This window comes from Mycobacterium sp. ITM-2016-00317 (assembly GCF_002968295.1).
Taxonomy (GTDB): Bacteria; Actinomycetota; Actinomycetes; order Mycobacteriales; family Mycobacteriaceae; genus Mycobacterium.
Map to the genome: position 1 here is coordinate 5,091,354 of NZ_CP134399.1, position 15,454 is coordinate 5,106,807.

Annotated in this window: 15 protein-coding genes and 1 pseudogene; 6 read left to right on the forward strand and 10 right to left on the reverse strand. The window is 69.2% G+C overall.

The window, feature by feature from the left end:
• Positions 1-4 precede the first annotated feature (4 nt).
• The 3 genes from C6A87_RS24390 (at position 5) to C6A87_RS24400 (ending at position 2,339) form a co-directional block, all read left to right on the forward strand.
• Complete coding sequence (locus C6A87_RS24390) at positions 5-907, forward strand: FAD binding domain-containing protein (RefSeq protein ID WP_311114595.1); 903 nt, start codon at positions 5-7, stop codon at positions 905-907.
• On the forward strand, positions 900-1,373 hold the full coding sequence (locus tag C6A87_RS24395) for a 2Fe-2S iron-sulfur cluster-binding protein (RefSeq protein ID WP_311114596.1): 474 nt from the start codon (positions 900-902) through the stop codon (positions 1,371-1,373). Before C6A87_RS24390 ends, C6A87_RS24395 begins: the two co-directional genes overlap by 8 nt.
• A gap of 75 nt (positions 1,374-1,448) precedes the next feature.
• A complete protein-coding gene (locus C6A87_RS24400; protein WP_311114597.1) occupies positions 1,449-2,339 on the forward strand; it encodes an NAD(P)-dependent oxidoreductase in 891 nt (296 codons plus the stop codon).
• Positions 2,340-2,405: 66 nt separating this feature from the next.
• Here the strand turns inward: C6A87_RS24400 and C6A87_RS24405 are convergent, their stop codons facing one another.
• A complete protein-coding gene (locus C6A87_RS24405; protein ID WP_311114598.1) occupies positions 2,406-3,257 on the reverse strand; it encodes an SDR family oxidoreductase in 852 nt (283 codons plus the stop codon).
• A gap of 54 nt (positions 3,258-3,311) precedes the next feature.
• The gene (locus C6A87_RS24410; protein ID WP_311114599.1) at positions 3,312-4,208 is read right to left on the reverse strand and encodes an enoyl-CoA hydratase; all 897 of its coding nucleotides are present in this window, start codon (positions 4,206-4,208) and stop codon (positions 3,312-3,314) included.
• Positions 4,209-4,287: 79 nt separating this feature from the next.
• On the opposite strand from C6A87_RS24410, the gene C6A87_RS24415 reads away from it, so the two are divergent.
• The 3 genes from C6A87_RS24415 (at position 4,288) to C6A87_RS24425 (ending at position 6,864) form a co-directional block, all read left to right on the forward strand.
• A complete protein-coding gene (locus C6A87_RS24415) occupies positions 4,288-4,455 on the forward strand; it encodes a hypothetical protein (RefSeq protein WP_003930502.1) in 168 nt (55 codons plus the stop codon).
• On the forward strand, positions 4,455-5,960 hold the full coding sequence (locus C6A87_RS24420) for a trehalose-6-phosphate synthase (protein ID WP_311114600.1): 1,506 nt from the start codon (positions 4,455-4,457) through the stop codon (positions 5,958-5,960). Before C6A87_RS24415 ends, C6A87_RS24420 begins: the two co-directional genes overlap by 1 nt.
• A 64-nt stretch (positions 5,961-6,024) precedes the next feature.
• Entirely contained in the window at positions 6,025-6,864 is an 840-nt protein-coding gene (locus tag C6A87_RS24425; protein ID WP_311114601.1) for an SDR family oxidoreductase, read from the forward strand.
• 32 nt (positions 6,865-6,896) lie between these two features.
• Here the strand turns inward: C6A87_RS24425 and C6A87_RS24430 are convergent.
• The 8 genes and pseudogenes from C6A87_RS24430 to C6A87_RS24465 form a co-directional block, all read right to left on the reverse strand.
• Positions 6,897-7,908 (reverse strand): annotated as a pseudogene (locus tag C6A87_RS24430) (NAD-dependent epimerase/dehydratase family protein).
• A 71-nt stretch (positions 7,909-7,979) separates the two neighbouring features.
• Positions 7,980-8,474: a mammalian cell entry protein gene (locus C6A87_RS24435; RefSeq protein WP_311114602.1), complete on the reverse strand. Its 495-nt coding sequence runs from the start codon at positions 8,472-8,474 to the stop codon at positions 7,980-7,982.
• A complete protein-coding gene (locus C6A87_RS24440; protein ID WP_311114603.1) occupies positions 8,474-9,157 on the reverse strand; it encodes a mammalian cell entry protein in 684 nt (227 codons plus the stop codon). Before C6A87_RS24440 ends, C6A87_RS24435 begins: the two co-directional genes overlap by 1 nt.
• A complete protein-coding gene (locus C6A87_RS24445) occupies positions 9,157-10,851 on the reverse strand; it encodes an MCE family protein (protein ID WP_311114604.1) in 1,695 nt (564 codons plus the stop codon). The genes C6A87_RS24440 and C6A87_RS24445 overlap by 1 nt, the downstream gene beginning before the upstream one ends.
• On the reverse strand, positions 10,851-12,005 hold the full coding sequence (locus C6A87_RS24450) for an MCE family protein (protein WP_311114605.1): 1,155 nt from the start codon (positions 12,003-12,005) through the stop codon (positions 10,851-10,853). The genes C6A87_RS24445 and C6A87_RS24450 overlap by 1 nt, the downstream gene beginning before the upstream one ends.
• Positions 12,002-13,381, reverse strand: a complete 1,380-nt coding sequence (locus C6A87_RS24455) for an MCE family protein (RefSeq protein WP_311114606.1) — start codon at positions 13,379-13,381, stop codon at positions 12,002-12,004. Before C6A87_RS24455 ends, C6A87_RS24450 begins: the two co-directional genes overlap by 4 nt.
• Positions 13,378-14,436, reverse strand: coding sequence for a virulence factor Mce family protein (locus tag C6A87_RS24460; protein WP_311114607.1), 1,059 nt, complete (start codon positions 14,434-14,436; stop codon positions 13,378-13,380). The genes C6A87_RS24455 and C6A87_RS24460 overlap by 4 nt, the downstream gene beginning before the upstream one ends.
• Positions 14,429-15,409, reverse strand: coding sequence for an MCE family protein (locus C6A87_RS24465; RefSeq protein ID WP_396837117.1), 981 nt, complete (start codon positions 15,407-15,409; stop codon positions 14,429-14,431). Before C6A87_RS24465 ends, C6A87_RS24460 begins: the two co-directional genes overlap by 8 nt.
• Positions 15,410-15,454 lie beyond the last annotated feature (45 nt).

Consider the following 15,454-nt stretch of genomic DNA (forward strand, 5'->3'; position numbering starts at 1 on the left):
ACTCATGAAGGCAGCCCCGTTCGACTATCACCGCCCCGACACCGTGGCCGATGCGGTGTCAATGCTCGGCGAACTCGGTGACGACGCGAAGATCCTCGCCGGTGGACAGAGCCTGGTGCCGATGCTCGCGATGCGACTCACCCACTTCGAGCACCTGATCGACATCTCCAGGATCGAGCAGTTGCGCAACATCGAGCTCCGCAACGACCCGGAACCGTCGGTGTGGATCGGAGCGGGCACCCCGCACGCCTTCGTCGGCATGGATGACGAAGTGGCCGAGTCGGTTCCGCTGCTGACGCTGTCCACCCCGCATATCGGGCACTTTCAGATCCGCACCCGCGGCACCCTCGGCGGGGCGATCGCCCACGCCGATCCGGCAGCCGAGTACGCGGCGGTCGCGTTGGCGCTCGACGCCGAGATCGAGGCGACCTCGGCGCGTGGCAGCCGCCGCATCCCGGCGGCCGAGTTCTTCACCGGCCTGTGGGAGACCGCGCTGGCCCCAGACGAGATCCTGACCGCGGTCGCGTTCCCGGTGTGGTCGGGACACTGCGGCTTCGCCGTTCAGGAGTTCGCCCGCAGGCACGGCGATTTCGCGATCGCGGGCGCAACCGTGGCCATCGAGCTCGACGACCAGGACAGGGTGACGCGCTGCGGCATCGGGCTGCTCGGGCTGGGCTCCACGCCGGAGCGGGGCACCCCGGCCGAAGAGGCGGTCGTCGGCCGTCCGGTCACCGACATCACCGCCGAGGAGTTCGGGCGCCTGGCCGTCTCCGCGCTCACAGACGTACCGGCGGACCTGCAGGGCACCGCGGCGTACCGCACCAAGGTCGGCGCCACCATGGCCGCGCGGGCATGGTCACAGGCAACCGCCGCTGCGCTGGAAACGAGGGAGGCCGTCAATGCATGAACACCCCGTCGAGGTCTCGGTCAACGGCAGGCGCTACGCCGGGACGGTCGAACCGCGACTGACGCTCGCCGACTACCTGCGGGACAAGTGCGGCCTGACCGGCACCCACCTGGGTTGTGAGCACGGCGCGTGCGGCGCCTGCACGGTACTGCTCGACGGCCAGGCCGTACGGTCGTGCCTCGTCTTCGCCGTGCAGGTCGACGGCCAGGAGGTCACCACGGTCGAGGGCATCGCCGGCGAGGACGGTGCGCTGTCCCCGGTGCAGGCCGCGATGCGCGAATGCCACGGCCTGCAATGCGGCTTCTGCACACCGGGATTCGTCACCAGCATCACCGCACTGCTGCGGGACAACCCGACGCCCAGCGAGGAGGAGATCCGCGAGGGGCTGTCCGGCAACTTCTGCCGGTGCACCGGTTACCAGGGCATCGTCAACGCCGTGAAGCTCGCCGCCGAGACCACCGGCTGACACCCACGCCGGGACTGCCCGCACAAATCCGGCCGAGGCTTTGCGCGGAGCGCGATTCCGGCGCAGGGTGTCGGTATGAGGATCGGATTCATCGGGCTGGGCAACATGGGCTCGGGCATGGCCGCCAATCTGTTGACCGCCGGTCACGAGGTCATCGCATACAACAGGTCGCCGGCCAAGGTCACCGCGCTGGCCCACCGCGGCGCCACCGCCGCACCGACGGTCGCCGCGGCCTGTGCGGCCGACGTCGTGATCTCGATGCTGGCCGACGACACCGCCGTGGACGCGGTGACCTTCGGTGACGACGGCATCCTCGCGTCACTGCCGGACGGCGCCACCCACGTGTCCTCCAGCACGATCAGCGTCGCGCTGGCCGAGCGGCTGACGGCCGCGCACGCCGAGGCCGGGCAGGTGTTCGTGTCCGCACCGGTGTTCGGCAGGCCGGAGGCCGCCGCCGCGGCCAAGCTGTTCGTGGTGGCCGCGGGCCCGGGCCCGGCCGTGGCCGGCCTGCAATCGGTCTTCGACGCGATCGGGCAGCGCACCTTCGTCCTGGGCGAGGACCCGCACACCGCCAACCTGGTGAAGCTGTCCGGCAATTTCCTGATCGCATCGGTGATCGAATCGCTCGGCGAGGCGATGGCGCTGGTCGGCAAGGCCGGCGTCGACAAGACGGAGTATCTGGAGCTGCTGACGTCCACATTGTTCGGCGCTCCCGCGTACCGGACCTACGGCGGACTGCTCGCCGGCGGCGAGTTCGAGCCCGCCGGTTTCGCCGCCCATCTCGGCCTCAAGGACGTCCGACTGGTGCTGGCCGCCGGCGAACAGCTGCAAGTGCCGATGCCGGTCGCCAGCCTGATCCGCGACCGGTTTCTGGCGCTGCTGGCCGGCGGCGGCCGCGACCTGGACTGGTCGGCGCTGGGGGCGCTGGCCGCGTGGGAGGCCGGCGGCCCCAAACCGGGCCACTGACCCCGCCGAGATTGCATTCCACGCGGCCGTGGGCGCCCGCAGTCCGCGTGGAATGCAGTTTCGGCGCTAGTTGGAGACGACGCCCCGCAGGCCGTCGGCACCGAACAGCGGCTCCAGCATCCCGGACAGGTCAGGGCCGCGCCGCAGCCCGTGGCCGCCGTCGACGTTGATCACTTGCCCGGTGATGAAACTCGCCGCGTCGCTGAGCAGGAACACCGCCAGGTTGGCGACGTCCTCGACCTCGCCGACGCGGGGCAGCGGTGTGCAGGCGCGGTAGTCCTCGCTGATCGCCGGCGACTCCATGATCGGGGCGACCATGTCGGTGCGCGTCAGCCCCGGGCGGATCCCGTTGACCCGCACCCACGACGGCCCGAGCTCGTCGGCCGCCACCATCATCAGGTGGTCGAGCGCGGCCTTGCTCGGCCCGTAGGCGCCGAACCAGCGGTGCGTGTTGCTCGACGCGATCGACGAGATGCCGATGAACGAGCCCCCGCCGCCGCGGACCATCTCCCGTGCGGCGTGCTTGAGGACATACATGGTGCCGTTGACGTTCAGGTCGACCGTGTTGCGCCATGCGGCGGAATCGATCTGGGTCAGCGGGCCGATGGTCTCGGACCCACCCGCACTGTGTACCACGCCGTCCAGCCGCCCGTGCCACGCGGTGGCGGCCTCCACCAAGCGGGCCGCCTGGTCCTCGTCGGTCACGTCGGCAGGCTCGTAGATCACCTGGCCGGCCCCGTCGCCGTTCTTCGCCGCGATCTCCCGGATCTCCTGGGCGGCACCGTCCAGCTTGTCGGCGTTGCGGCCGGCCAGCACCACGTTGCCGCCGGAGGCGACGACCGCGGCGGCCACGCCCTTGCCGATCCCGCTGCCACCCCCGGTGACCAGGTATGTGCGATCGGTCAACGAGAGCAGCATTGAAGTCCCTTCGAGTCCCAAGCCCGGCTAACTAAAACAGGTTTCAGTTATACGTCACGGCTCGTCACGGCGGGACAGTTTCGGCGCGCCCAGCGTGCGCCAGTCCGGTACCTCCGGCGGAAGACCGACCGGGAAGCGGTTCTCGTTGTGGGCCGCCCAGTGCGCATGGCCGAGCTCGTGGATGTGGAACGCGTGCCGCAGCGCCTCGGCGAAGCCCATCGCGTCGCTGGCCGCGTTCACCGAATCCTTGACCAGCAGGGCCGCCATGGTGGGCCGCTCGGCGATCCGCCGCGCGAACTCGAGGGTCTTGTCCTCCAGTTCGGCGCGCGGGAACACCTTCGACACCATGCCGAGCCGGTGCGCCTCGTCGGCATCGATCGCGTCGCCGGTCAGCAGCAGTTCCTTGGCCTTGCGCGCGCCGAACTCCCACGGGTGCGCGTAGTACTCGACGCCGGGCATGCCCATCCGGACCGCGACCACGTCGCTGAACTTCGCGTCGTCCGACGCGACGATCAGGTCGCAGGCCCAGATCAGCATCAGACCGGCCGAGATCGCGTTGCCCTGGACCTGGGCGATGGTGATCTTGCGCAGATCGCGCCAGCGGCTGGTGTTGTTGAAGAAGTAGTGCCATTCCTGCAAATAGGTCCGCTCACTGACGGCGTCGCGGGTGGCGCCGTTGCACGTGAACGTCGGGTGCTGACCTGGTCCGGGCGCCCGTTCGGCCAGCGCCTCCTCGGAGCCGAGGTCGTGTCCGGCCGAGAAGTTCCTCCCCCGTGCGGCGAGGATGACCACCCGCACCACGTCGTCGGCCTCGGCCCGGCCGAACGCCTCGTCGAGCGCCACCAGCAGCGTCCGGGACTGCGCGTTCTGCGCCTCCGGCCGGTTCAGCCAGATCCGCGCGATGCGACCCTCGTCGAGAGTCTCGTATGTCACCTGCTCCTGATCACCCACGCGTGACACATTACGGCCGAAGTGTCATGCCCGAGTACAGCACCCCGGCGCCTACCCCACAGTTGGCTACAGTTGTGTCATGCCTGCGAAACCTGATCCCGCCGAGATCGGCGACGTCGAACCCATCGCCGATGTCACCGAGCGTCAGGCGCGTCGCGTGGTCGCCGCCTACGCGACCGACGCCGACGAGTGCCGCGTCTTCCTCTCGATGCTCGGCATCGGACCGGCGAAGCTCGCCGACGCCTGATGGGCCCGGCGAGCGGTCCCGAGGTCCGCTCCGGCTCGGCGTCCACGGTGCCGCCCTCTGCGTCGGCGGATTTCGTCGTGGTCGCCAACCGGTTGCCCATCGACATGGTGCGGCTTCCCGACGGCACCACGGAATTCAAGCGCAGCCCGGGCGGCCTGGTGACCGCACTGGAGCCGCTGCTGCGGCGCCGACAGGGCGCGTGGATCGGCTGGCCCGGCGTTCCCGAGGACGCCGACGATCCCGACGCGACCACCGAGCCGATCGAACAGGACGGGATGACGCTGGTCCCGGTCCGGCTCAGCGCCGAGGACGTCGCGCTGTACTACGAGGGTTTCTCCAACGGCACGCTGTGGCCGCTGTATCACGACGTGATCGTCAAGCCGATCTACCACCGGCAGTGGTGGGATCGGTACGTCGAGGTCAACCGGCGCTTCGCCGAGGCCGCCGCGCAGACCGCGGCCGAGGGCGCGACCGTGTGGGTGCAGGACTATCAGCTTCAGCTGGTGCCCAAGATGCTGCGGATGTTGCGGCCGGACCTGACCATCGGGTTCTTCCTGCACATCCCGTTCCCGCCGGTCGAGCTGTTCATGCAGCTGCCGTGGCGCTCGGAGATCATCGACGGCCTGCTCGGCGCCGACCTGGTCGGCTTCCATCTGCCCGGCGGCGCCCAGAACTTCCTGATCCTGGCCCGAAGGCTGGTGGGGGCGCCCGCGTCTCGTGCCAGTGTCGGCGTGCGCTCCCGGTTCGGTGAGGTCCAGGTCGGCTTCCGCACCGTCAAGGTGGGCGCCTTCCCGATCTCCATCGACTCCGCCGACCTCGACCAGCAGGCACGCAGTCGCGCGATCCGGCAGCGGGCCAAGGCGATCCGCGCCGAGCTGGGCAACCCGCGCAAGATCCTGCTCGGTGTGGACCGACTGGACTACACCAAGGGCATCGACGTCCGCCTCAACGCGTTCTCCGAGCTTCTCGAGGATGGGCGGGTCAACCGCGAGGACACCGTGCTGGTGCAGCTGGCGACACCCAGCCGCGAGCGGGTGGAGAGCTACATCGCCATGCGGGAGGACATCGAGCGCCAGGTCGGCCACATCAACGGCGAGTACGGCGAGGTGGGCCACCCGGTGGTGCACTACCTGCACCGGCCGATACCGCGCGAGGATCTCGTCGCGTTCTTCGTCGCCGCCGACGTCATGCTCGTCACGCCGCTGCGCGACGGCATGAACCTCGTCGCCAAGGAGTACGTGGCCTGCCGCAGCGACCTTGGCGGTGCGCTGGTGCTCAGCGAATTCACCGGCGCCGCAGCAGAATTGCGCCAGGCGTACCTGTGCAACCCGCACCACACCCAGGGTGTCAAGGATGCGATCGAGGCCGCGCTCAACCAGACGCCCGAGGAGGGCAGGCGCCGGATGCGTGCGCTGCGCAGGCAGGTGCTCGCCCACGACGTCGACCGGTGGGCGCGGTCCTTCCTGAGTGCACTCGCGTCGGAGGAACCGCCCCCCGAGGAGTGACACCGGAGTCGGCTAGTGTTCCGGTACCGGCGGAATCGACACCGACGCAGGCGAAAGGCACATCATGGGGACCTACGCGATCACCGGCTCGGCCTCCGGGATGGGCGCCGCCGCGGTGGCCCAGTTGAGGGCGCAGGGGCACACGGTCATCACCGTGGACATCAAGGAAGCCGACGTGGTGGCCGACCTGTCCACGCCCGACGGCCGCAGCCACGCCGCCGAACAGGTGCTCACCGCGTGCGCGGGCCGCCTCGACGGCGCGCTGCTTGCCGCCGGGCTCGGCCCGGGCAGAGGCGCCGACCGACCCCGGCTGATCGCCACGGTCAACTACCTCGGGGTGGTCGACCTGCTGCAGCGCTGGCGGCCGGCGCTCGCCGTGGCACGCAACGCCAAAGTTGTTGTGGTAGGGAGCAACTCGACGACCGTCACGCCGGGGGTGCCGCGCCGGGCGGTGCGCGCACTGCTGGCCGGCGACGTCGACCGCGCCCTGCGCGCCACGCGTTTCCACGGCCCCGGCCGGGCCGCGATGGTGTACGCGGCCTCCAAGATCGCGGTCACCCGTTGGGCCAGGCGCACCGCGGTCCTCCCGGAGTGGGCCGGAGCCGGGATCAGGCTCAACGTAGTGGCCCCGGGCGCGGTGATGACGCCGCTGCTGCAGGAGCAACTGGACGACAACCGCCAGGCCAAGCTCGTCGAGCGATTCCCGGTGCCCCTCGGCGGATACGGCGACCCCGACCTGTTGGCCCGGTGGATGTGTTTCATGCTCTCCGATGCCGCCGACTTCTCCTGCGGCAGCGTGATCTTCATCGACGGGGGCACGGACGCGCTGTTCCGCGCGGACGACTGGCCGCGCCCGTACCCGCTCCGCCGGATCGTCGGTTACCTCCGGCGGTACCGCGGCTGACCGACGATGGGACACTGCAGACCCGGATCGCCCTACTGCTGGCCGGCGCCGTAGCGTCCCGGCACACCGGTTGACCGCCCGAACGATTCGATGATGGCCTCGCGAGGCGAGCGCCAGGTCAGGCCCAGATCCTCGGTGGTGGCGCGATCGTCGGTCGGCGTGGCCGCGGTGAGCAGCAGGGCCGCCTCGTAGCTGAGCCCGTCACCGAGCGGCACGAAGCGCCCGAGCGCATCGGAGAGCCGCCCCGTTGCCAGCAGCACCTTCGGCGACAGGGGGATTCGCCGCACCGGCCAGGCCCAGCCCCGCCTCCAATGCGTCGATCATCTGGTCGAAGGTCAGCATCACCCCGCCACAGACATACCGGTGCGGCCCGCGTCCGGGGCGCATCAGCCGGGTGTGGACGTCGGCCACGTCGCGGACGTCGATCATCTGCATGCCCGCCCGCACCTTCGGGGCGATGCGGGCCCGCACGATCGGCGCCCATCCGCGCTCGGTGACTCCCACCGCGGTGCCGAACGCCGCGCCGACGACGCTGGACGGATAGGTCACCACGACGGGGGCACCCGCGCCCTGCAGGCGGCGGGCCACCCGATCGGCGTACCCCTTGGTCTTGGCATAGGTGCTGCGGCCGTCGGAGGTCGGCGAGTCCGCCGAGATGACACCGTCCGGCGGCGGGAACAGCGCGCTGTAGCTGCTCACCGAGACCACCGGGTCCAGGCCAAGCTCGACCGCGCGCGTCAGCACGTGTTCTGTCGCATAGGCATTGATGTCCCACATCAGCTGTGCGCGGCGTTCGTCGGTGCCAACCACGCCCGCGGCGTGCACGACCGCGTCCACACCGGTCAGCAGTGCGGTCACGGTCGACTCGGCGCGGACGTCGCCGACGACGACGTCGACCTCGCCCAGCGCGCGCAGCCGCCCGATGACCGGGGCGTCCTGCTCCTGCGGCAGCACCAGCAGCCTGATCCGGTGCTGCGCTTCGAGTAACGCGCGAACCGTGTGCGCGCCCAGGTAGCCGATGCCCCCGGTGACCGCGATGTACATAGTCGTCTCCCTCGTCGCACCGGCTGCCCGCAGTTAAGGTACCGATGGCATCGAAACAGGTGCGGCCGGGCTCAGATCGGCGTGATGTACGCGATCAGCCACTTGCCGTCGACCTTCTTGTAGTCGACGCGCAGCCGGCTTCCGTCGTAGACGGACTCCTTGCCCTTGTCGGTCACGGTGCGGTTCATGTAGACCATCACCGACGCCGAGGTGCGCTGGGCGTCAAGGAGTCCCGCGCCGACCGAATGTGCCTGGCTGATCAGCTGGCGGTCCCGCGCCTGGGGGATGATCTCGTTGGTGACGCGGTCCTCGAACTCCTTGCGGTACTCCGGCGTGAGCATCGGATACACCTCGGCGAAACTGCGTTCCACCGTCTGGTAGTCGAAGCCGAACACCCGCGGGATCTGCTCCGCGGCCAGCGGTGGCAGCTCGTCACGGGCCTGGTCCTCGCTGCGCAGCACCACCCCGTTCCAGTACAGCGATCCGCCGACTGCCGCGAGCGCGACGAAACCCGTTGCCAGCAACACCCCGAGCGCCCCGACGAGCTTGCCGGGCCATTCGCGCATCAGTTGCCGCCGTCCGGGTATTTGAGGTCGTAGGCCGTCATGTGGCCGTTGTCGTCCTCGTGGATGATCACGCGCATCCGGTACGGCTCCGACGGTGCGTTGTTGCCGTCCAGGTCGGTCACGGTGACCCGCACCGACACCAGAACCGCTGCGTTCTTGGCGATTTCGTCGATCTTCTCCAGCGCGGCGCCGTTGACCACCGCCTCCGAGCTGGCGTTGGTGTCACGGAACAGCAGTTTGAGGTTCTCGACGTTGCCCTCTTGGGTCATCATCGCGCGCAGCGGGCCGCTGGTGCCGTTGACGAACCGGTCCACGCTCTCGTCGATGGTGTTCTGGGTGTAGCTGAACATGTTGACCACCGACTGCGCGGCGGTGTCGACGAACCGGCGCTCACGCTCCTGTTTGGCCTCGATCGTGCGCTGGCCGCCGACCATCACGATGACGGCGGCCACGAGTGCGAGCACCGCGACGAGCGTGGTCGCGATCGACAGGATCGCCACCAGCTTCCGGTGCGGTCGCCGCCGCGGCGGAGGACCGACCGGTCGCGAGGACCGGACCGGGGTGGGCAGCTCGACGCTCACCTCGCCGGGAGGCGGCGCGGTCGTGACTGCGGCCGGACCTGCGGCGCGCGACGCGCGGCGGCGCAACCGCCGCTGGGGAGCGGAAACCGTTTCTTGCACCATCACACCTGCTTCGGCGCCAACATCAGATCCACCCAGTTCTCCGCTGGCGCCAGCTTGTCGGAACCGGGCGCGTACACACCGACCCCACCTGCCGGGTCGACGAACTTGCCGTTGTGATCGTAGGTGGCCACCGATGTGGAGCTGGCCAAGGGGGCCTCGGCCGGCGCAGGCGCGGGAACGGGCGCCGGAGCAGGCACAGGTGCGGGAGCGGGCGCGGGTGGCGCCAGCGGCGGACGGCCGTACGGCGGCACCACCTGGTCCGGCGGCGAGAAGTACGGCCACGGCGCCGGCTGCGGACCCTGCTCGTTCGGCGGTACCGGCAGCGGGAACGGCGCGTGCGGCGCCGGTCCGGGACCGGGGGTGACTCCCGGCGGCAACTGCACCGACGGGGGACCCGGGTCGGGATCGACCTGCGGCGGGATGTTCGGGAACTTGTTGGGCGGCAGGATGTTACGGCCGTCCCCGATCGGGGTGCCGGCCGGGACCGGGGGCCCGCGCCACGGGTTGCTGCCGATCGGCACATAGCCGCGGGGGTCGCGGCAGAGCTGCACGGTGGGCGCCCGCTTGCCCGGGAACTCCTGGCACGGGTAGTTGCGCGCACCGCGCACCACGCTCGGGTCGTTCTGCGGGACCTTGCAGTACAGGTCGGTGGGCAGATCCCGAAGCGTGGTGTCCGCCGGCGACCGGATCTGGGTCGCCGGGATGAACCCGGTCGCGCACGGTGGCGGATCCTGCAGGTGGATCTTGAAGTCGAGCTTGCCGCCCTCGTCGCTGGGCACGCCGCCGGCCACGGTGTTCAGTGCGGCCATCAGCGCCGGGAACACCACCAGCGAGTGCTCGATCGACTTGTGGTAGATCACGCCGATCCGGCCGATGTTGGCGAGGTTGGCAGCCAGCATCGGGAACGACGGCCGGATCCCGTCGAACGTCTCGTTGGCCACGGTCGCCGTGCCGGGGACAGTCTGCAGCGTGGTCCGCAGCTGCGGATCTGCGGCGGCCACCTCGGTGGTCAACCGGCCCAGCGACTCGGCCAACGACCGGATGTCGTCCCCGCTGCGGATCTGCGCTTCCAGGAACGGACCGGCCTGGTCGATGAGTTGGGTGGTCTGCGGGATGTTGGCGTTGGCCTCGTCGACCAGCAGCCGGGACGACTGGATCAGCCGGGCCAGCTCGGGGCCTGCGCCGTTGAACGCCTTGAACGCCTCGCGCAACAGGTCCTGCAACCGGCTGTTGCTCACGCTGCGGACCAGTGTGTCGGCCTCGGCCAGCAGTCCGGCGACGTCCTGCCCGATGGCGGTGCGGTCCACGCCGATGTCGGAGCCCTCGCGCAGCATCGCCCCGGACGCGTCCGCCGGCGGCACCAGGTCGACGTACTGCTCGCCGATCGCAGAAACGCTCTTGACCGTCGCGGTCACGTTCTCCGGAACCGGTGTGCCGCTGTTCAACTGCATGTGCGCGACGACGCCGGTGTCGGACAGGCCGACCGATCGCACGTGGCCGACGGTGACGCCGCGGTAGGTCACGTTCGCGTTCTCGTACAGGCCGCCGGCGGCGACGAAATTGGCGGTCACGTTGTAGGCGCCGATCCCGACCGCGGCAGGCACGTGAAGGTAGAACAGCGCCACCGCACCGACACTGAGCACGGTGACGATCGAGAAGATCGTGAGTTGCAGGCGCGTCAGACGATCGAGCATTACGGCGCCCCCTCGTGCTGTGTCGCCGTGCCCGGCGGGATCTTGAACGGATCCGCGGCCTGACCGGAGAGGTTGGCCATCGAGCCGGTGAGGAAGTCGGGCGGGTTGACGACCTCGCTGATGCGCTTCATGTTCGGATCCAGCCCCAGCGAGGTGGTGAAGATCGACTCACCGACGCGGCGCAGCGTCAGGTCGAAGGTCGTGTACACGTTCAGGTAGTCCCCGCGCACGGCGTTGCGCAGGTACTTGTAGTGGAACGGGAACGTCGGGAGCAGTTCCAGATCCTTGATCAGGTAGTCGACGTGGTCGTTGAGTTCCTTGATGACCGGGAAGGCATCCTTGAGGTCCGCGGTGAAATCGTCCTTGGTCTCCTGCAGCACCCGCGACGCGACGGTCGCGAAGCTGCGCAGCGCGGTGAACGCGTCGACGATCTGGGCGCGGTTGTCGTTGAGCACCGTGAGCGCCTCGGGCAGCGTGTCCAGCGTCCGGCCCAGACTGTCCTTGCTACGGGCCAGGATCCCGGCGAACCGGTCCAGCCCCTCGACCGCGGCGATGATGTCGGCGGTCTGCCGGTCCAGCGACGCGGTCAGTTCGGCAAGCCTGGGCAGCAGACCCGCGAAGGTGCCCGACCGGCCCGCCACCGCGTTGTAGGTCTCGTCGGTGATGTCTTGCAGCGCACCGAGATTACCCTTGTTGACCACCATGCCGAGCGACGACAGCACCTGTTCGGTGGTGGGGTAGCTGCCGGTGCGGTAGATCGGGATCTCGCCGCCCTCGGCCAGCGTGCCGGTGCCGTCCTCCGGCGCGGTCAGCTCGATGTGCTGGGAACCGAGCAGCGAGGTCTGCGCAACCTTCGCCGTCGCGTTGGCCGGCAGCGTCACGCCGCCGTCGAGGGACACGGTGAGCTTGGCGTAGAAGGTGCCGTCGGGCCGCTGCACCGCCTCCACCCCCGACACACTGCCGACGGTCACGTCGTCGACCATCACCGGCGAGTTCTGCGGCAGCGTCGAGACGTCGGGCAGCTGCACCGAGATCGTGTACGAACCCGCGCCGTGTCCGGCGGTGCCGGGCATGTTCAGCGAGTTCAGCCCCCCGAACTGGCAACCGGCCAGCAGCAGCGTGACTGACGAGAGCCCCAGTGCGCGGCGGATCATCGGCCCGCCTCCGCGGGTGCGGGTGCGGCGGGCCCGGTCGGCGCCGGTCCCGTCGTGGGACCGCCGGCGTGCGACGTCGACGCCTCCGGCCCCTCGGCGGGAACCAGCAGCGAGGTCAGGTCGGCGTCGGGCGCCACCGTCGGCGGGGTCACGCCGGGGGCGTTCTGCCACTGCAGGTACGGCACCGGCGTCTCCGCCTTGGCCTCGGTGGCCGGTGTGTCGTAGATGATCTGCCCCTTGTAGGCGGTGATGCTGTTGATCGGATGGAACAGCAGCGGCGGGTAGTTCATGGTGATTCGCTTGAACACCGGCCCCATCCGCTGGCGGCAGATCTCGGCGCGCTTGTAGTTGTCCGGGGTGGCCGCGGCGTCGAAGGTGCCACCGCAGATGAACTGCACCGGGTTGCCGAAGTTCGGCAGTGTCAGCAGCCCGCCGACCGTGCCCTGGGCGGGGTTGTAGATGTTGTAGAAGTTGCTCAGCCCGTTCGGCGCGATGTGCAGGATCTGCTCGATGTCGTCGCTGTGCTCGGTCAGCAGGTTGGTGAAGTCGGTCAGCCGGTTGACCTGACCGATCAGCGCGTCGTTGCTCTCCCCCAGGAAGCCCCGCACGTCGGAGAGCGCCTGGTTCAGGGTGCCCAGCGTCAGATCGAGGTCGGTGGTGGCGTCGGCGAGCACCTGTGACACCGACGCGACGTGGTTGGAGAACTGCACGATCTGCTCGTTGCTGTTCGACAGCGCGTCGACCAGCACCTGCAGATTGCGGATGGTGCCGAACAGGTCGGTGCGCGAATCTCCGAGCCGCCCCGCGGTCTGCGACAGCTCACGCAGTGCCCGCCGGAAGGTGTCGCCGTTGCCGTCGAACGTGTCGGCGGCCTGGTTGACGAACGCGGTGAGCGGGCCCTGCACCGATCCCTGCTGCGGGCCGAGCTGGGTACTGAGCTGGGTCAGCTGTTCCTTGACCTCGTCCCATTCGACCGGCACCGCGGTGCGGTCCAGCCCGATCTCGCCACCGTCGGGCAGTTCGCTGCCGCCCGTGTAGGCGGGCGCGAGCTGAACGAACCTGGCCGACACCAGGTTCGGCGAGATCACCAGCGCCTTCGCCTCGGCCGGGATCTTGACACCCTTGTCGATGGTCATCGTGATCTTCACGTCGCCGGCGCGGGGCTCGATCGAATCGATCTTGCCGATCGGGACACCGACCACCCGGACGTCGTCGCCCGGGTACAGGCCGACCGCGGAGGTGAAGTACGCGATCACCTTCTGCCCGGTGCGGTTGGGCCACACCAGGTACGCCCCGACGATCAGCGTCGCGACCAGCACGCAGATCAGCGCGGTTCGCATCCAGCGGCTCCGCTGCACTGTGTTCCCTTGCGTCATGGCGACTTCGGCCTGATGATCATCCGCTCCGAGATGTAGCCGCGGAGCATGTCGGACAGACTGTCGGGCAGCTTGCCCGGCTGGAAGTAGGTATCGAGCAGTACCTCGGCGATCGGCGCGGGCGGCAGACCGTAGAGGTTGATCTGGAATCCCGGCCCGGAGCCGACGACCTCGCCCAGCGCGGTCGCATACGGGGGCAGCCGCTTGAGGGCCTCGCCGATGTGTTCGCGGCGCTCGAGCAGGTTGTCCAGCACCAGGTTCAGCTTCTCCAGGGCGGGCTTGAACTCCCGGCGGTTGTCGGCGACGAAACCGGACAACTGGGTGGCGAGGTCGTCGATGCCGGCGATCAGGTTGCTCAGCGCCTGGCGTCGCTCGTCGAGCGCGGCGAACAGCAGGTTGCCGTCGGTGATCAGCTGATTGACCTGACCGGCGCGCTGCGCCAGCGTGTCCGACACGTTCTTCGCGTGTGCCAGAAGCTGATCCAGCGCTTCATCGCGGGCATTGAGGCTGCGGGACAGGTTCGTTACGCCGTCGAGCGCGCTGCGCAGTTGCGGCGTGGCGTCGCGCAACGAATCCGTCAGTGTCTGCAGCGCGGTCTCGAACCTCGGCTTGTCCAGTGCGCTGACGTTCTGCCCGAGGTCCTGCAGGGCGGTGTTGAGGGTGTACGCGGTGGTGGTGCGCCCCAACGGGATCACCGTCGACTCGCCGCCGCCCTTGGGCGTGATCGCCAGTGACTTCTCGCCGAGCACGGTGTCGGTCTTGATCGCGACCAGCGACTGGTCCCCGACCTTCACCCCGCGGTCGACGGTGAACGTGATCTTGGCGGCGTCGCCGGCCAGTTCGACGGCACTGACCTTGCCGACCGCGATGCCCGAGATGTTGACGTCGTTGCCCGGCAGGATGCCGCCGGCGTCGGCGAAGTACGCCTCGTACGGCTTGCCCTGCGGGAAGAACGGCAGCGTGGAGTACCCGAAGGACACCAGCACCAGGCATGTGACCAGGACGATGCCGAAGATCCCGGTGCGCAACGGGTTCGAGTCTTCTGACCTACTCAACCTCGGCACACCTCCCCTTACTCGGATCCGGTGGTCCGCCGAACGGGACCAGGATGTCGCTGCCCGCCGGGCCGTTGATCTTCAGCCGGGTCGAGCAGTAGAAGATGTTGAAGAACGAGCCGTAGGCGCCAAGGGCGTTGAGTCGCAGATAGTTCTCGGCGAGCGGCTCGATGACCTTGTTGACGTCGGCCTTGCGCTCGTCGAACCGCTGGGCGAACGGCCGGACGTTCTCGATCACGCCCTGGATCGGCCTGCGGGTCTCCTCGAGCATCTCGGTCAGGTCGGTCTCGGCCGACGCCAGTGGCCCGATGGCCCCGGCGATCGGATCCCGGCCCTCGGCCAGCCCGGTGATGAGTTTCTGCAACTGGTCGACACTGACGTTGAACTGGGCGCCCTTCTCGTCGACGGTGCCCAGCACGGTGTTCAGGTTCGTGATCACATCGCCGATGAGCTGATCGCGCGCGGCGAGGGTCTGGGTGAACGCACTGGTGTTGGCCAGCATCGCCGACAACGCCCCGCCCTCGCCCTGCAGCAATTCGATGACGGCGTTGCTGATCTCGGTGACCTTGGTGCCGTCCAGACCCTTGAGCACCGGCCGCAGACCGCCCAGCAGCGCGTCCAGGTCCAGCGCCGGTTCGGTGTTGGTGATCATGCCGCCCTTGGGCAGCTTGACCAGATCCCCGGGGCCCGAGGTGATCTCCAGGTACCGGTCGCCGACGAGGTTCTCGTAGCGGACCACGGCCTTGGTCGAGGTGTACAGCTGATACCGGTCGTTGACGCTGAACGCCACGTCGACGGTGTTGTCCGGGTTGAGCTTGACGCCTTCGACGGTGCCGACCGGGACGCCGGCGATGCGGACGTCCTGTCCGGCCTCCAGCCGTGACGCGTCGGCGAACGTCGCGTGGTACTTCTCCTCCGAGGCGAACCTGAACTCACCGAAGACGACCACGAGCATCGCCGCGACCAGGAGCATCGCGACGGTGAAGATGCTGACGCTGACGAGCGTCTTGTTGTCCCG